Raw genomic sequence first — 15,315 nt, 5'->3', positions numbered from 1 at the left:
AGTGGGTTACGACTCTCTCCTTTTTTTTGGTATTCTTGATACCCCCAAGGGAATTCGAATCCCTGTCGCCTCCGTGAAAGGGAGGTGTCCTAGGCCTCTAGACGATGGGGGCTTGTTTTATTCACCTTAATTATCCTAACTAAGGTTTTTGGATCTGTCAACCCCCAATCCAATTTTTTTTTCTCGGCGTTCAGATCCCTGGTTAATCGTCCCCATTTCCTCTTGTAGGAATCCGGAACTCCGGATACAGTGTGGGATAAATTTGGTGTGGTCTGTGGGAGTGAATATGCTCAGTCAAGAATCGTCGCTGAAACTCAAATCGAATCATTCGTCGTTACCAGAGAGCGGGCCAAGTGTGTCTTTACGGGAGCGAGCTTGGGTCGAAATCGATCGAGGGGCGATCGCCCATAATGTACGAGAAATTAAACGGCATTTGAGCCAGAAGTGCCAGTTAATGGCGGTTGTGAAAGCAGATGCCTATGGTCATGGGGCGATCGCCGTTGCTGAAACGGCCCTAGAAGCGGGGGCAAGTTGGTTAGGGGTGGCAACCATTCCAGAGGGAATACAACTACGGGAAGCAGGAATCAAAGCCCCGATTCTAATTTTAGGAGCGGTTAATACCCCTGAACAAATCCAGGCGATCGCCCATTGGCATCTGCAACCGACGCTCTGTAGTGCCAAACAAGCCTTAATTGTCTCGGAAACCCTCAATGAACTGCAAAAAACCCTCACCGTCCACCTGAAACTGGATACGGGAATGTCCCGTTTAGGCATTCCGTGGCAAGAAGGAGCGGAGTTTTACCAACGGGTTTCCCACCTCCCCTATCTCCAGATTGGCAGCGTCTATTCCCACTTGGCAACAGCCGATAGTCCCGATCCGCAGATTATGAACCAACAGCATCAGCGCTTTGAAGCGGCGATCGCCCAAATTCAAGCCATGGGGTTACCGTTACCGAAGCTCCATTTAGCCAATTCTGCGGCTACCTTATGCGATCGCACCTGCCATTATGACCTGGTGCGCGTCGGACTAGCCACCTATGGACTCTATCCCGCACCCCATCTACAAGGAATTATTCACCTCAAACCGGTGATGCAAGTCAGAGCAAGGATCACCCAAATCAAAACCATTCCTGCGGGTACAGGAATTAGCTATGGGTATCAATATATTGCTCCGGGCGATATGACGATTGCTGTCGTCGGTATTGGTTACGCTGATGGTGTTCCCCGCAACCTCTCCAATCAACTACAAGTGGGCATTCGAGGGCAACGTATTCCCCAAGTGGGAGCCATCACCATGGATCAGTTAATGCTTGATGTGAGCAATATTCGAGATCTGCAAGTGGGCGAAGTGGTCACTCTTTTGGGACAAGATGGAGACCATCAGTTTACTGCCGATCGTTGGGCCACTATTCTAGGAACGATTTCTTGGGAAATTTTATGTAGCTTTAAGCATCGTTTGCCTAGAGTCACCCGTTAGGGATGGGGAGATTATCTCATTCTTTCACGGGTTGAGAAGACAGTAGAGATGAGGCCAACCAGGGACTGAGTAATAAAATCAGGAACATGCGGGTCATTTGCATGGCGACCACTAAGCCCGCATTGCCTCCAATTTCGATGACGGTTGCCGTCATGGAACTAATTCCCCCTGGTGTTGTGCCTAAAATGGCGGTTAAGGTGTCAATGTGGGTGAGTTGATGAAATTCATAGCCAACCCCTAAACAAATGGCGATTAAAATCATCACTAATCCTAGTTGAATCACCATGGATTTAATCAGGTTTTGGGCTACTTGTCGATCGAATTTGAGGCCAATGGACAATCCGAACAATAACAAACCGGCTGCAAAAATGGGAGCGGGAACGTGCAGGGGATAGGGGAGACTCCAGAAGGTGATTAAGCCGAGGAAAAAGGGGCCGAGAAAGACGGCTGCGGGCAGTTTTATCCCCCTTCCTATGAGGACACCGAAAAGAGAGCAGAGGGCTAAAATACCGAGGTTGAGGCTAGGGGAAAGGCTAGAGGTTGAGGCAGAGACATCAGGGGGAGGGATGGGTTGATTTATAGTTTCGCCCGACCAGAAGGTAACCAGGGAAGGGACAATCACAGAGACTAAGAGAATGCGTAGGTATTGCAGAAAGGCAACGGCGATCGCATCTGCGCCTAAATCTTCACTGAGGGCAATTAAGCTCGGCCCGGCTCCAGGAAGGCAGCCTAAAAAACCGGTTGCTTTGTCAAGTCCAGCCCAACGACTGAGAAGATAGCCATTGAAAACGCTTAATAGGCCGGTAATGGTGATGCAACCCAGAAGAGGTAGAGCGTAGGTTTTTACTAAAATTAGCGTGTCTAGGGAGAAACGGGTTGCTGTGGTGAGGGCAATAATGGCTTGACCAATAATGGAAAAAATAGAGGGGAGCGGTTGTGCTTCTCCTCGGACAATGGCCCAAATGAGACCAAAGAGCATGGGGCCAACGAGCCAGGATACGGGAATATGGAGTGCGTTACCCAGGAGGGCCGTTGTCGAGGCGATCGCCACTAAACCGATATAGTATAGGTTGATTTTGACCGTTTCTCGAAGCTTTTCCTGTGGGGATTTTTGGTTTGCCTGATTGTGTTCGGGAACATCGACCATATGATTTCACCGTTTTAATGTTCTCCTACCCTTCCTGTGCCCTTCGACTGCGCTCAGGGCACAGGAGGGAAGGTTAGATTAACTTAATCGCCCGTAGTCCAAACCACAGGGCAATCGCTACACCGATCATGCCTCCGAGGAAGGCAACGTAGGTAATGGCTCCACCAATGCTCATGTTTTTTCTCCTTGTGTTAACTAGATTGTAAAGTCTTGAGATTAATCGCAACATTCCGTAAACTAGGATACAACTGATTGACAAAGAGTTGAACCACAAAGCGATGATGGATGGATTAGTTTCAGGGTCTACGGTGCGGGTGGAGTTGGGGGATAAGTCCTATGAGATTGCGATCGCCCCAGGGAGTCTTGATGAGCTTGGCTTTCCTATGGCTCAGTTGAATTTGGGGAATAAGGTGCTGGTGGTTTCTAATCCGGCGATCGCCGATTATTATGCAGAACGGGCGTTAGCCTCCTTAACCAACGCCGGTTTTACGGTCTTTTCCCATCTCATCCCCGCCGGAGAGCAACACAAAACCCTAGATTCCATTCAAACCATCTATGATTGTGCCCTGGAACATCGTCTAGAGCGCTCCTCTACCCTACTTGCTCTGGGAGGCGGTGTGATTGGCGATATGACGGGGTTTGCTGCTGCTACATGGCTCAGAGGCGTTAATTTTGTCCAAGTCCCTACCTCCTTACTGGCGATGGTGGATGCGTCTATTGGGGGCAAAACGGGGGTGAATCATCCCCTCGGCAAAAACCTGATTGGGGCATTCCATCAACCGCGCCTCGTTTTGGTTGACCGTCAGGTGCTAAAGACCCTGCCAGAGCGCGAATTTCGGGCAGGAATGGCGGAGGTGATTAAGTATGGAGTGATTTGGGATTTGGAGCTGTTTAAGCAGCTTGAAAAGCAAACTAGGCTGGATCGGTTTGAGGCGGTTCCCCCCCAGTTATTGAATTTGATTTTAACTCGCTCCTGTGAAGCCAAGGCTCAGGTGGTGAGTCAGGATGAGAAGGAAGCGGGGTTACGGGCGATTCTCAATTATGGGCATACCATTGGTCATGCGATCGAGAGTTTAACGGGTTACGAGCAGGTGATTCATGGGGAAGCAGTGGCGATCGGCATGGTGGCAGCCAGTAAAATAGCTCTGAAGATGGGAGGATGGGGACAAAATTGGGATCAGCGTCAGTTAGCCTTAATTGAAAAAGCCGGACTCCCTACGCGCATTCCCTCCGAAGTCACCATTGACAGCATTTTGGAGAGTTTGCAAACGGATAAAAAGGTAAAATCGGGTCGGGTACGGTTTATTTTACCCTACTTTTCTAACAAGACTTTTAATAAAGAACGTAGAGGAGCAGGAGCCAACGCTGAAATTACCGATCGAGTTTCCGAGGACATTTTACGGGAAGTCTTAGCCAGTTTAGGCGCATCTTGAGGTGAGATATGGAGAATATTGATATTAATCAAGCCTTACCTAAAATTGCCGAGCTGCTAGAAATGGCGTTTGCAGGACAAGAAATTGTGATCACGAACCAGAAGGATCAACAGATTAAAATCGCGCCTGTGTCTGCATCTCCTCCTGCTCGGTTTGGCTGCGATCGCGTCAGCGATGGGTCGCATTATCGCGATCGCGTCATCCTCTCTGATGATTTTGATGCTCCCTTAGATGAGTTTCAGGATTATAGCTAATGCAGTTCCTTTATCAATGCCTTCGCCATTTTCCCGTAGGTTGGGTTGAACGCAGTGAAACCCAACGTCAACCGAACGTATTTGTTGGGTTTCGTTCCTCAACCCAACCTACGAAATCACAATGTTTTGCAAGCGGTTGGAGAGGATAAGGAGGAAGATGGATGCAGGACGTTATCAGAAAGTTAAGAGCGCCACAAACCATTCGCGATCGCGCCTTAATCCTATTCAACTTAGCCCAATCTCACCAGCTATCCGGCTTTCATTGCCACCTATCCAAACTACCCGATGTTGCTGATTACGTCATTGAAGTCATCCGCAGCGAATATCCCGATCTCAACGTTCCCTTTCATTCCCGGTGGCGACATTTTGAAATAGGGGGAAAATCTCGCTTAGAGCAACTGCAAGCATCTCTCTTGCGCTCCTCTGCCCTAGAACAAGCCAAATCAAAACTCGACTTAGCCATAATCAGCGTCCTCCTAGATGCCGGAGCAGGAGCAAAATGGCACTATCAAGAACCGCAAACCAACCAGATTTATAGCCGTTCTGAAGGATTAGCCGTTGCCAGTTTTCACAGCTTTTACCAAGGACTCTTTTCCAGCAACCCAGAGCATCCCTATCAAGTCGATAGTCTTGCCCTGCAAAACCTCACCCAACCCGCCCTAGAAACCGCCTTTCAAGTTACCCCTGAAAATCCCTTAGTTGGCATCTCTGGACGACTGCAACTGCTGCAAAAATTGGGTCAAGTTCTCTCTAATTCTCCCCAATTTTTTCCCGGCTCTCCCCCCCGTCCGAGCGATTTAATTCACGGTTGGCTAATACAAACCCAAAACGATCGCTTATCTACTGTTACCATTTTCCAAACCATTCTAGAAAGCCTGGGAGAAATTTGGCCTGGACGCTTAACCCTCGATGGCGTTAACCTAGGGGATGTTTGGCAACATTCTGCCCTACCCAATACTGGCATAGGTTCCCAATTGATTCCTTTTCATAAACTCTCCCAATGGTTAACCTACTCGCTCCTGGAACCCTTGCAAGAACTGGGATTAATTATCACCGATTTAAATCAACTCACTGGGTTACCTGAATATCGCAATGGCGGACTGTTCTTAGACTTAGGCGTATTAGAACTTAAAGATCCTTCCCAGTTGCAAGTCTCCCATAACGTTGATTCAGAACTGATTATTGAATGGCGAGCCTTAACCCTGATTTTACTCGACCAACTTGCCGAAATTATCCGGGAAAAATTCAGCTTAACTGCCGATGAATTTCCCCTAGTCAAACTCTTGCAAGGTGGAAGTTGGACAGCAGGACGAAAAATTGCCGCCCAACTTCGCCCCGGTGGAATTCCTCCCCTACTCATTGAAAGCGATGGTACGGTATTTTAATGCCTGATTTTACAGCATTTTTCTCTACTATAACTTTTAGCCCCTCATACCCAGAGGAATTAAAGCACATTGGGCTGATACTCTGGAAACTGTATTTGTTCACCCCGATAAGCGGTAATCACGGTTTTTACGCCTCCGCGCCTAGTAAAATCGCCGATAATTCGCAGTGCTTTGGGTTTGACTTCTGCCATTAGGCGATCGGCAACCTGGTTAACTACGGTTTCATGGCTGATTCTTTGTTGCCGAAAACTGTTGATATAAAGTTTAAAGGCTTTGAGTTCTAAAACTGATTGACTCGGAAAGTAATCAAGCACAATTGTGCCAAAATCGGGATAACCCGATCGCGGACAAAGGGCGGTAAACTCTGGATGTTCCACATGGATCGCATAATCATGATTCGGGGAAGGGTTGGGCCAAATTTCTAGGGGACTGTTGGCAGCGTGTTCGATCGCGCGATCGCCATAAGTATTATCTTCCGATTCCTGTACTACAGCCCCCCGATATTTCCAAATCGGATCGTTAACCCCCGCTTCTTGAAACCCTCGGTCTCTTAAGATACAGGCATGGCACTTACCGCATCCCCCCTTCACCCCCCCATAGCAGGTATGGGTTAACTCCATCACCGACTCGAAGCGATCGCCTAATACCTCCTGAGCTAACTTTACTGACTCCGCTTTCGTCAAATTCATCAAGGGGGTATGAATCTGATAGGCTCCACCATCCCCATACATCCCCTCACCCAACGCTACACCCATGGCATCAATAAAACTCTGGCGACAATCCCAATACCCGGCAAAATCGGTCTCGCACACCCCTAACACTATGTCGCGAATCCCCAGACGGGCTGCTCGATTCGCCGCTAAGGTCAAGAATAAAATATTACGTCCTGGAATAAACGTGGCCTCAAGGCCCCCTGGCAGCGCTTCCGCACTCTCATACTCCGCCAAAGGGGTTTGGCTCACCAAAGGACTCGTACTCGCCAAAATTGGCCCCACAGAGACGATTTCATGGCTTGCCAATCCCAGCTTTTTAGCCACTGCCTGAGCGCTTTCTAACTCAATCCGGTGACGCTGTTGATAGTCGAACGTCAGCCCATGGACGAGATCGAATTGTTGGGTAGCTAATGCAGCACAGGTGGTCGAATCTTGTCCACCGGAAAGGATGACTAGAGCTTGGGTTTGAGCCATGAAACAATCAATGAACAATTAACAATGAACAATTAACAATGAACAATTAACAATTAACAATGAACAATGGGATCAATAGTATTGTAAATCAGGGATAACCGATGCGATCGGTCTATCCCGGTTTAACTTATTCCAGTGTAGAGGGATCTATGCCTTGTTCTAGCAGATGCTGGCGTAATTTTTGTAATTGGGCTTCTGCTTGTTCGGCGCGTCTACGTTCCTCCTCTAGAGCGAGTTCTGCTTGTTCAGCCCGTTGGAATTCTTGTTCAGCCCTTTGGCGCTCGTAAAGGCGATCGCGCTCCGACTCATCCGGACTGCGTAAATACTCCCCACTCTCCCGGTCAAAAAACCGTAACTTACCATCTGGCAGTACGCGCATCTCTAACCCTAAAACTGGAGAGAACACCGATAACGTACCATCAGCCCATTCATTCAGAGTCAATAACTGATACACTCCATTGACTAACCTGCGTCCTCGCAAACGAGGCTGCAAATAATCACCACTGGGGTCATACTGAAAATATTCCGTTACCCCCATTTGGGCATAAGTCGTGGGTTTATCGCGCTCATCCTTATGTCGGGTACTCATGGAAGTCACCTCTAGAACCCAATCGGGATAACGGTTATTTTCCTCCCAGACGCGGTAGCTTCTGCGGGGACGGTTTTCCACTCCAAAGACTACGAATACATCGGGACAAATCACTGCATCAGGGACACCCTGTTCGTAGGAGAGCCAGAGATTGCCAGAAACGTAAACATCCGAACGATTTTGAAAGTAAACTTTCAGGGATTCTACCCCATAAACGAGGTAATCGCGAGCGGGGTCACTTTCAGCCATGGGCGCTCCATCGGGTTCGGGATAGATCAGGGGACTTTTGAGGGAGGTTGGGTTCATGGTTGACTGGAGGTTAAGGGACTATAGGTTGGAGGGATCTATGCCTTGTTCTAGCAGATGCTGGCGTAATTTTTGTAATTGGGCTTCTGCTTGTTCGGCGCGTCTGCGTTCCTCCTCTAGAGCTAGTTCTGCTTGTTGGGCGCGTTGGCGTTCGTAAAGGCGATCGCGTTCCGACTCATCCGGACTGCGTAAATACTCCCCACTCTCCCGGTCAAAAAACCGTAACTTACCATCTGGTAACACTCGCATCTCCAAACCTAAAGCCTGAGAGAAAACGGATAATGTCCCATCGGCTAACTCATTGAGAGTCAATAATTGATACTCTCCATTGACTAACCTGCGTCCTCGCAAACGAGGCTGCAAATAATCACCACTGGGGTCATACTGAAAATATTCCGTTACTCCCATTTGGGCATAAGTCGTGGGTTTATCGCGCTCATCCTTATGTCGGGTACTCATGGAAGTCACTTCTAAAACCCAATCGGGATGACGGTTATTTTCCTCCCAGACGCGGTAGCTTCTGCGGGGGCGATTTTCGGCTCCAAAAACGACGAATACATCGGGACAAATCACTGCATCAGGGACACCCTGTTCGTAGGAGAGCCAGAGATTGCCAGAAACGTAAACATCCGAACGATTTTGAAAGTAAACTTTCAGGGATTCTACGCCATAAACGAGGTAATCGCGAGCGGGGTCACTTTCAGCCATGGGCGCTCCATCGGGTTCGGGATAGATCAGGGGACTTTTCAGGGAGGTTGGGTTCATGGTTGGTTGGAGGTTAAGGGACTATTGGACTATTCATCCTCTGATAATTGGTTCATAAACTCTTCAATGTCTGCTGCTGCTTCCTCTAGGGTAGCTTCATCCATAGGCTCTGGTTCTTGAAACTGATGGGTTCTCAAGGGGTCTGACTTTTGGGTAGAAGATTGGGGAATTTTACCGGTTTTCAGGGTTTCTCCCAATTGATGCAGGGAGTGCTGAAATTCTTGTTCGGCATGGGTGTGTGGGTCTTGTGGATTTTGATTCATAACGGTAAAAAGAATACGCCAGGTTCTGTTGATGCCACCATACTTGAGTTTGTCTTCTGTTATAACGCGCTGAATCGTCTGAACCCCGAAGCATTGTAAAATCAAGGTCAAACGAGTTAGTGAATTACAGAAGCAGGAGCAAAGCATGAGTGAGTTTGATTACGATTTGATCATTATTGGTGCTGGAGTTGGGGGACATGGGGCAGCTCTCCATGCTGTCAGTTGTGGGCTAAAAACGGCGATTGTGGAAGCAGCAGAGATGGGAGGAACCTGTGTTAACCGAGGATGCATCCCTTCTAAGGCTCTGTTGGCTGCTTCTGGACGGGTGCGAGAGTTGCAGGATGCGGATCACTTGAAGGATTTGGGGATTCAAGTGGGGGGTGTGAGTTTTGAGCGTCAGGCGATCGCCGATCATGCTAATAATTTAGTCGATAAAATTCAATCTGACCTGACGAATAGTCTTAAGCGGCTGAAGGTGGATATTCTGCGCGGTTGGGGTAAGGTGGCAGCTCCCCAAAAGGTGACGGTGGAAAATGAGGGAGATTTGAAGACGTTTACGGCAAAAGATATTATGGTGGCTCCGGGTTCGGTTCCGTTTGTGCCTCCAGGAATTCAAATTGATGGTAAAACGGTGTTTACGAGCGACCATTCGGTGCGTCTGGAGTCTCTCCCCCCCTGGATTGCGGTGATTGGTAGCGGCTATATTGGCCTAGAGTTTACGGATGTGTATACGGCGTTGGGCTGCGAGGTGACGCTGATTGAGGCGTTGGATAAGTTGATGCCGACGTTCGATCCCGATATTGCCAAACAAGCACAACGGACTTTGATTGCGCCTCGTGATATTGAAACCCGTGTGGGGATGTTGGCGATGAAAGTTACGCCGGGATCTCCGGTTGTGATTGAGTTAGCGGATGCGAAAACGAAGGAAATTAAAGAGGTTTTAGAAGTTGATGCTTGTTTGGTGGCAACGGGGCGGATTCCTACGGCGAAGAATATGGGCTTAGAATCAGTGGGGGTAGAGTTGGATCGGCGCGGTTTTATTCCCGTTGACGATACGATGGCGGTGTTGTCGGATGGCGAAAAAGTTCCCCATCTGTGGGCGATCGGGGATGCGACGGGTAAGATGATGTTGGCCCATGCGGCTTCGGCTCAAGGGATTGTGGCAGTGGAAAATATGTGCGATCGCCCCCGTACCATTGATTATCGCTCGATTCCGGCGGCGGCGTTTACTCATCCAGAGATTAGTTATGTGGGGTTGAGCGAACCGCAAGCGAAGGAACTTGCAGAGGCGGAAGGCTTTAAGGTGGCTACAGTACGGTCTTATTTTAAGGGCAATTCTAAGGCGATCGCCGAAGGAGAGACCGAAGGTATGGCTAAGGTCATCTACCGTAAGGATAATGGGGAAGTTCTCGGCGTTCACATTATCGGCCCCCATGCAGCAGATTTGATCCATGAAGCATCGGCGGCGATCGCCAAACGGGAATCCATCCACACCCTCGCCCATTTAGTCCATACCCATCCGACGCTCTCCGAAGTTCTGGATGAAGCCTACAAACGCGCAGTGGGCTAAGGCAGTTATAGCGCTTCGCAAGAGTGGGTTTACGATAATCTTTAGGGGCTTTCCGGCCGGAAAGCCTCATTACCGCACTTTGTGTTGTATTCCGCCATCTCCTGGAGAGTTTGCCATCCCGGTTGCCATAAGTCACGGTCTTTCAGTTGGGCAGCGTTTAACCAAAAGCGCACATTGGGATCGCAAGAAGCCACCATTTCCGCAAAAATAAACTTTCCCTGATTTTTGCGGTTGGTGACCTGAAAATGTCGCCATCCCCAGGTCGTTTGTCTGGCTGTCCATTTGGAGCCAACTAGGAACGGAAATTTTTGTTTTTTAGCCATGATCTGCCGGTTAAGTTAACTCGATAGAGAATACTCTTGGGAAATTAAGCTATCTCTAAAATGCCCATCATGCCTCGATCTTCATGATCGAGGATATGACAGTGGTAAACGGTTTTGCCGATAAAATCTTGATACTGAATCCGCAAGCGCACGGTTTCTCCGCGACGCACGTTAACCACATCTTTCCAGGCTAAAAGGGGTTCAGGGGTTTGGTTGCGACTGATGATTTGGAAGGCGTTGACATGGATATGAAAGGGATGATCCATTCCTCCTAAATTAATGATTTCCCAATCTTCAATTTGATTTAATTTGGCCTTAACATCGATGCGTTGGTGATTAAAGGCTTGATTATTAATCAAAAACACCATACCCATGCCTGGATTCATGCCATGATTGAGGGTAAACTGACGCAGGGTTTGAGGTTCGGGTAAAGGGGTGATGGGGATTAGGGTTTTGGGTAGGGGAGTGGGGGCGACGGGTTCGGTATAGTTAAAGGTGGCGATCGCCTGGGTTGGGTTGCTGCTAGAGGATAATCCCATATGGCCCATCATGCCCATGGTTCCCCGGTCATAGGGTAAACTGAGTAACTGATACTGGGATGGGGGGCGATCGCCTTGAATTAAAACTTGTACTCGCTCTCCTGGTGCTAAGAGTAACTCGGTTAATTCTACGGGTTCCGAAATTGCACCTCCATCGGTGGCAATTAAATAAAACGGATGTTCATCTAAAGATAGGCGATAAAACCGGGAAATCGACGCATTAAGCAGATGCAAGCGTACCAAACCTTGGGTAGGAATGGAAAACTCTGGCTTAAGTTTTCCATTCACCGTTACCAATTCCCCTTCTCTGCCTAACATAATCGCTCCACGGGAGAGGTTAGGATTAGGATTAGCGGTAAAATCTTGGAAGACTAAAAACTGTTCAGAAGCGGCTTGAATTTCTGGAATTTCATCTAATTCTCCCCGCACAATCAATAAGCCTGCTAATCCCTTAAACACCTGTTCGGCTACCTGTCCATGATAATGGGGATGATACCAAAAGGTTCCCGACGGATGTTTTTTAGGGAGGGTAAATTCATAACTAAATTGTTCTCCTGGGGGAACCGCAACAAACACATTATCTGCTGTACCTGTGGGGGGAATATGCAACCCGTGATAATGGAGATTGCTGGTTTGCGGTAATTGATTTTGAAAATTAATTTTAATTGTATCTCCCGGTTTTGCTTCTAGTCTTGGCCCAGGGATTTGCCCATTATAGCCCCATTGCTTCAGCCGATTTCTGCCTAACTGCATGGGTGTTTCTTGGGCAACCATATCCACGGATAATAATCCGTCTTGGCTGATATAGTTCTGGGGAAAAGTTTGCGATCGGCTCAGGGTTTTGTGACTACATTGACTCAGCAGCACTGTACCGCTTGCACCTGTCATATAAGTTATGAATTTGCGTCGATTGAGCATCATTGTTGTATTTTAGGGTTGAGGGAAGGGTCACAGTTTTTCTGGCGATCGCCAGAATCTTACCTTAGTCTCCCCGGAAAGCCGATCGCGTGGCGTTTAAGCTCACATCCTGATATAAGGTTTTCAGGTAAGCCATTAACGGTTTAGATTCAGGGGTTTTAGTGCGCTCTGGTACAATCGGCCCTAGCACATCTAACACCGTCTCTGAACTCCCTGGGGGCGCAATTACCACGAGGGAGGATTCTAATTCGCGATCGTAGCGCCAGAACTGGTCTAGAGCAACCTGGGGATAAGTTAGGGGTGGGTGTTCATTCTCTGGGTTTTCTGGTGCAATTCCCCGCTTTTCACGCAGCGCAGAGATGATCTCATCCTTGCTTTTGCCGCGCAATTGAAACAGCACAAAGGGATCGGCACTGAAGCGATCGCCCAACAAATAATACACTGCCGCGATATGTTTGCAGGGATTCGCCTTATCCGGACAACTGCATCGAGAATGGACTTCCCCCAACGTAAACGGAAATAAGCTTAACCCATTAGCAGCAAACACCGATTCAATATTATCCGGCATTTCTCCTGCTAACAACTTAGCCACATAAATCGCTTTTTCCGATAACGTTTCAATCACATGATCCCAATCTTCCGAAGTAAACGCATCTAACCCAATCGAAAGACGATAGGGTTCATCATCACTTCCTTGCACCTCAGCCACCACTTTTTGCTCGCGAAACTGAATCGATAAAACATTCCCTTCTCGTGCATAATTGCGCCCCCGCTCCAGTCGTTTCTTGAACCGATAGGAATTGAGTAAATCTAACCATTGTTGCGTCCACCATTCCCGCTCTATACCGTATGAATTCATGTTTCCTCCCTAGTTTTCATCACTGTTTCAATAATAAATAGCGCAGCAAATTACCGTAGGTCAATCCTGTAGGTGCGTTACGCTGTCACTAATGCACCCTAACCGCTAGGGATACTTTTCTTGGTCAATCAACAACTGACGTTGGAGAATCCGTTTAGCAGTGTTGAACTGGAGTAATCTAGCTGTCCCTTGACCCATTTGAGTTAAGCCTTCGATTATACCCTCACGCAGGATAAAATGTTCCGTCCAGACTTGGCTACGGGGGTTAAATAAAGGAATAATTGCACCCGTGTTAGGGTCAATGGTAGCAAAATCAGAACCTTTATGGCGATTACAGGATAAGCAAGACAAAGCTAAATTATCAGGATGGTTTTTTCCGCCATGTTTGATAGGGATAATGTGGTCTATTTCGTGAGCATAAATAGAAAAATCTTGATGAATTAGACAGTATTCACAACGTCCTTCTGCCCGTTCTGTAACCAGCTTACGCAATTGGGAACCGATCATGATTGCATCACAGAATAGGCTTTCACTTTCAGTAATAACATCAAGTGTTCCAGCTGTTCATAAGCATCTAACTCGGCGGTTTCTGATGGAGTTAGTCTATCTTCGCGATTCTTGTCTAATAAAGTCTGCAACCGCTTCTGAACTGTTAGTGAAACCTTAAAATCAGAAATTTCCATTGGGGTAGGACGCTGGAGCAGAAACTCAAGAATTTCTTGATACACAGCAGAAGATTCTGGGTGAGAATGACTTGCTGTAGATGGAGTTGATTCAGAGTATCCATGAATTTCTAACAACTGCCAGAGGAGTTCCGGAAGTTGATTCTGTAGAGGTCGGAGACGTTCAGCAAGTTCGTCAGGAATATTGAGGGTGAGTTGTGCCATAGGACATGATGATTTAATTATTGTGAACCCAGAAACCGGGTTTGTCAGCCACGCTACCGACTATTGTAGCTCAAGGCAATGCTGTTGCCAGAGGGGATGGAGGACAAAGTGCGATCGCTCTCCTGCTAATTGTTTTTCCACTAATCCCCGTCTTCCTAGCGATCGCATCCCATCCCATAATTGGGATTTAGAGAACTCGCGATCGGGCAATTTTGCCACCAGATCGATCCCTCCCTCCTGACGAGCTAACCAAACCATCACTCGTTTTTCTAAGTCTGATAATCGTTCTAACTGAGTTTCTAGAATGGGTTTTACGTCTCCTAAATATATCTCTTCTCTTTGCCCCTGCTTTTCAAGGGGGGGATCGGCTAAAAAGCGGGAAACTTGACCATCACAAAGTTCCCGAATTGTTGCCGCAATAATCGTTAACCAGACGGGATGTCCTTGATACAACTCGATCAACTCTGGCCAGTTTTCCTCGTCAACTAATTCCGCTTTTCTCAAAATTTCCTCAGCCTCAGATTCTAATCCTTTGAGGTGCAAACTGCGCGTGTATCGATGGGTTTCTTCTAATGTGTCAATTTCTCTCGGTTTTTCCCAACTCAGGAGAATGACGCAACTGTAGTGCAGTGTTCTGGCGATTTGTTTAAAAAATTGGCCATAGTCTTTATAGTCGCTTAAATATTCCCCCGCGAGTTTACCGGGTTGAAAAAGACTCTGCACATCATCGAGGATGACTAAACAGCGAGTGTGGCGAAAAGTGTCAAGAAGGGTTGGTAATGGGTTCGGTTGAGATGGGGCCAAAAATTCTTTCAGTTCAGTTTGCAGCGTCGATAAGGTGGGAGTATGGCTCAGACTGCGCCAGATAATCGCGTCAAATTCTCTCTGGATCTCTTCGATGAGTTTGAGCGTGAGGGTGCTTTTGCCAATTTCACTCAAACCGTAGATGGCAATTAAGCGCGTCTTGTCTTTTAATATCCACTGTTTCAGCGTGGAGCGTTCGGTGGTGCGGTTGTAAAAGTCGGTGAGTTCCGGTGCGTCGGTTAAGTCGATGATAGGTGAGGGATGTTGGGTAGTGGAGTTTGGGGGAGAGGACTCGGAGGGCGATCGGTTTTGTACATCTTTAATCGTTTGTATAAACTGACCACCAACATTAACAGTATCAACTTGTAAACAGTGACCATATTGTGAAGATTGAGAAGCCCTATTTATTTTCTCTACCTTAGAACGAAAATTATATTTCTTCAGGTCGTCTCCTAATTTTTCCCGGAGCTTACAGCGCTTTTCGATGTTATGAGGTACAGTTATCGAAATTTTAAGGGTTGAGTGCCTTCCCATGAAAAGCCTGAAAAATGGGGATTATAGCGTGAAAAATGGTTTTCCCATTACCAATTACCCATTACCCATTACCGC

General features: G+C 47.7%; 17 protein-coding genes and 1 tRNA gene. 5 read left to right on the top strand and 13 right to left on the bottom strand.

The window, feature by feature from the left end:
• Window positions 1-39 precede the first annotated feature (39 nt).
• A tRNA-Glu gene (locus tag PJF56_RS07210) sits at window positions 40-112 on the bottom strand.
• Window positions 113-286: 174 nt separating this feature from the next.
• On the opposite strand from PJF56_RS07210, the gene alr reads away from it, so the two are divergent.
• A complete protein-coding gene (alr, locus tag PJF56_RS07205; RefSeq protein WP_283761973.1) occupies window positions 287-1,477 on the top strand; it encodes an alanine racemase in 1,191 nt (396 codons plus the stop codon).
• A gap of 16 nt (window positions 1,478-1,493) precedes the next feature.
• Here alr and PJF56_RS07200 read toward each other — a convergent pair whose 3' ends face one another.
• Window positions 1,494-2,624 carry an AbrB family transcriptional regulator gene (locus PJF56_RS07200; protein WP_283761972.1) on the bottom strand — a complete coding sequence of 377 codons (1,131 nt, stop codon included), beginning with the start codon at window positions 2,622-2,624 and terminating at the stop codon, window positions 1,494-1,496.
• Between the two features lie 73 nt (window positions 2,625-2,697).
• Window positions 2,698-2,799: a cytochrome b6-f complex subunit PetL gene (gene petL, locus PJF56_RS07195; protein ID WP_283761971.1), complete on the bottom strand. Its 102-nt coding sequence runs from the start codon at window positions 2,797-2,799 to the stop codon at window positions 2,698-2,700.
• Window positions 2,800-2,905: 106 nt separating this feature from the next.
• Between petL and aroB the strand changes: the two genes are divergently transcribed.
• From aroB to PJF56_RS07180, 3 genes are all read left to right on the top strand, one after another.
• On the top strand, window positions 2,906-4,057 hold the full coding sequence (aroB, locus tag PJF56_RS07190) for a 3-dehydroquinate synthase (RefSeq protein WP_283761970.1): 1,152 nt from the start codon (window positions 2,906-2,908) through the stop codon (window positions 4,055-4,057).
• An 8-nt stretch (window positions 4,058-4,065) separates the two neighbouring features.
• A complete protein-coding gene (locus tag PJF56_RS07185) occupies window positions 4,066-4,311 on the top strand; it encodes a type II toxin-antitoxin system Phd/YefM family antitoxin (protein WP_283761969.1) in 246 nt (81 codons plus the stop codon).
• Window positions 4,312-4,472: 161 nt separating this feature from the next.
• Entirely contained in the window at window positions 4,473-5,696 is a 1,224-nt protein-coding gene (locus PJF56_RS07180) for a URC4/urg3 family protein (RefSeq protein ID WP_283761968.1), read from the top strand.
• Between the two features lie 59 nt (window positions 5,697-5,755).
• Here the strand turns inward: PJF56_RS07180 and queC are convergent, their stop codons facing one another.
• From queC to PJF56_RS07160, 4 genes are all read right to left on the bottom strand, one after another.
• The gene (gene queC, locus PJF56_RS07175; protein ID WP_283761967.1) at window positions 5,756-6,883 is read right to left on the bottom strand and encodes a 7-cyano-7-deazaguanine synthase QueC; all 1,128 of its coding nucleotides are present in this window, start codon (window positions 6,881-6,883) and stop codon (window positions 5,756-5,758) included.
• 127 nt (window positions 6,884-7,010) lie between these two features.
• A complete protein-coding gene (locus PJF56_RS07170) occupies window positions 7,011-7,778 on the bottom strand; it encodes a Uma2 family endonuclease (protein WP_283761966.1) in 768 nt (255 codons plus the stop codon).
• A gap of 21 nt (window positions 7,779-7,799) precedes the next feature.
• Window positions 7,800-8,543 (bottom strand): Uma2 family endonuclease, encoded by a 744-nt coding sequence (locus tag PJF56_RS07165; protein WP_283761965.1) that lies wholly within the window; start codon window positions 8,541-8,543, stop codon window positions 7,800-7,802.
• Between the two features lie 29 nt (window positions 8,544-8,572).
• A complete protein-coding gene (locus PJF56_RS07160; RefSeq protein WP_283761964.1) occupies window positions 8,573-8,806 on the bottom strand; it encodes a hypothetical protein in 234 nt (77 codons plus the stop codon).
• Window positions 8,807-8,951: 145 nt separating this feature from the next.
• Between PJF56_RS07160 and lpdA the strand changes: the two genes are divergently transcribed.
• Window positions 8,952-10,376, top strand: coding sequence for a dihydrolipoyl dehydrogenase (gene lpdA, locus PJF56_RS07155; RefSeq protein WP_283761963.1), 1,425 nt, complete (start codon window positions 8,952-8,954; stop codon window positions 10,374-10,376).
• Window positions 10,377-10,417: 41 nt separating this feature from the next.
• Here the strand turns inward: lpdA and PJF56_RS07150 are convergent, their stop codons facing one another.
• The 6 genes from PJF56_RS07150 to PJF56_RS07125 form a co-directional block, all read right to left on the bottom strand.
• On the bottom strand, window positions 10,418-10,699 hold the full coding sequence (locus PJF56_RS07150; RefSeq protein ID WP_283761962.1) for a TIGR02450 family Trp-rich protein: 282 nt from the start codon (window positions 10,697-10,699) through the stop codon (window positions 10,418-10,420).
• 44 nt (window positions 10,700-10,743) lie between these two features.
• Window positions 10,744-12,126 (bottom strand): multicopper oxidase family protein, encoded by a 1,383-nt coding sequence (locus PJF56_RS07145; RefSeq protein WP_283761961.1) that lies wholly within the window; start codon window positions 12,124-12,126, stop codon window positions 10,744-10,746.
• A 94-nt stretch (window positions 12,127-12,220) separates the two neighbouring features.
• On the bottom strand, window positions 12,221-13,015 hold the full coding sequence (locus tag PJF56_RS07140) for an SWIM zinc finger family protein (protein ID WP_283761960.1): 795 nt from the start codon (window positions 13,013-13,015) through the stop codon (window positions 12,221-12,223).
• A gap of 105 nt (window positions 13,016-13,120) precedes the next feature.
• Complete coding sequence (locus PJF56_RS07135) at window positions 13,121-13,522, bottom strand: HNH endonuclease (protein ID WP_283761959.1); 402 nt, start codon at window positions 13,520-13,522, stop codon at window positions 13,121-13,123.
• On the bottom strand, window positions 13,519-13,902 hold the full coding sequence (locus tag PJF56_RS07130; protein ID WP_283761958.1) for a hypothetical protein: 384 nt from the start codon (window positions 13,900-13,902) through the stop codon (window positions 13,519-13,521). Before PJF56_RS07130 ends, PJF56_RS07135 begins: the two co-directional genes overlap by 4 nt.
• 60 nt (window positions 13,903-13,962) lie before the next feature.
• Complete coding sequence (locus PJF56_RS07125; RefSeq protein ID WP_283761957.1) at window positions 13,963-15,240, bottom strand: NB-ARC domain-containing protein; 1,278 nt, start codon at window positions 15,238-15,240, stop codon at window positions 13,963-13,965.
• Window positions 15,241-15,315: the final 75 nt, after the last annotated feature.

The sequence above is a fragment of the Roseofilum halophilum BLCC-M91 genome (assembly GCF_030068445.1).
Lineage (GTDB): Bacteria > Cyanobacteriota > Cyanobacteriia > Cyanobacteriales > Desertifilaceae > Roseofilum > Roseofilum halophilum.
This window is presented reverse-complemented; position numbering and strand designations above follow the sequence as displayed.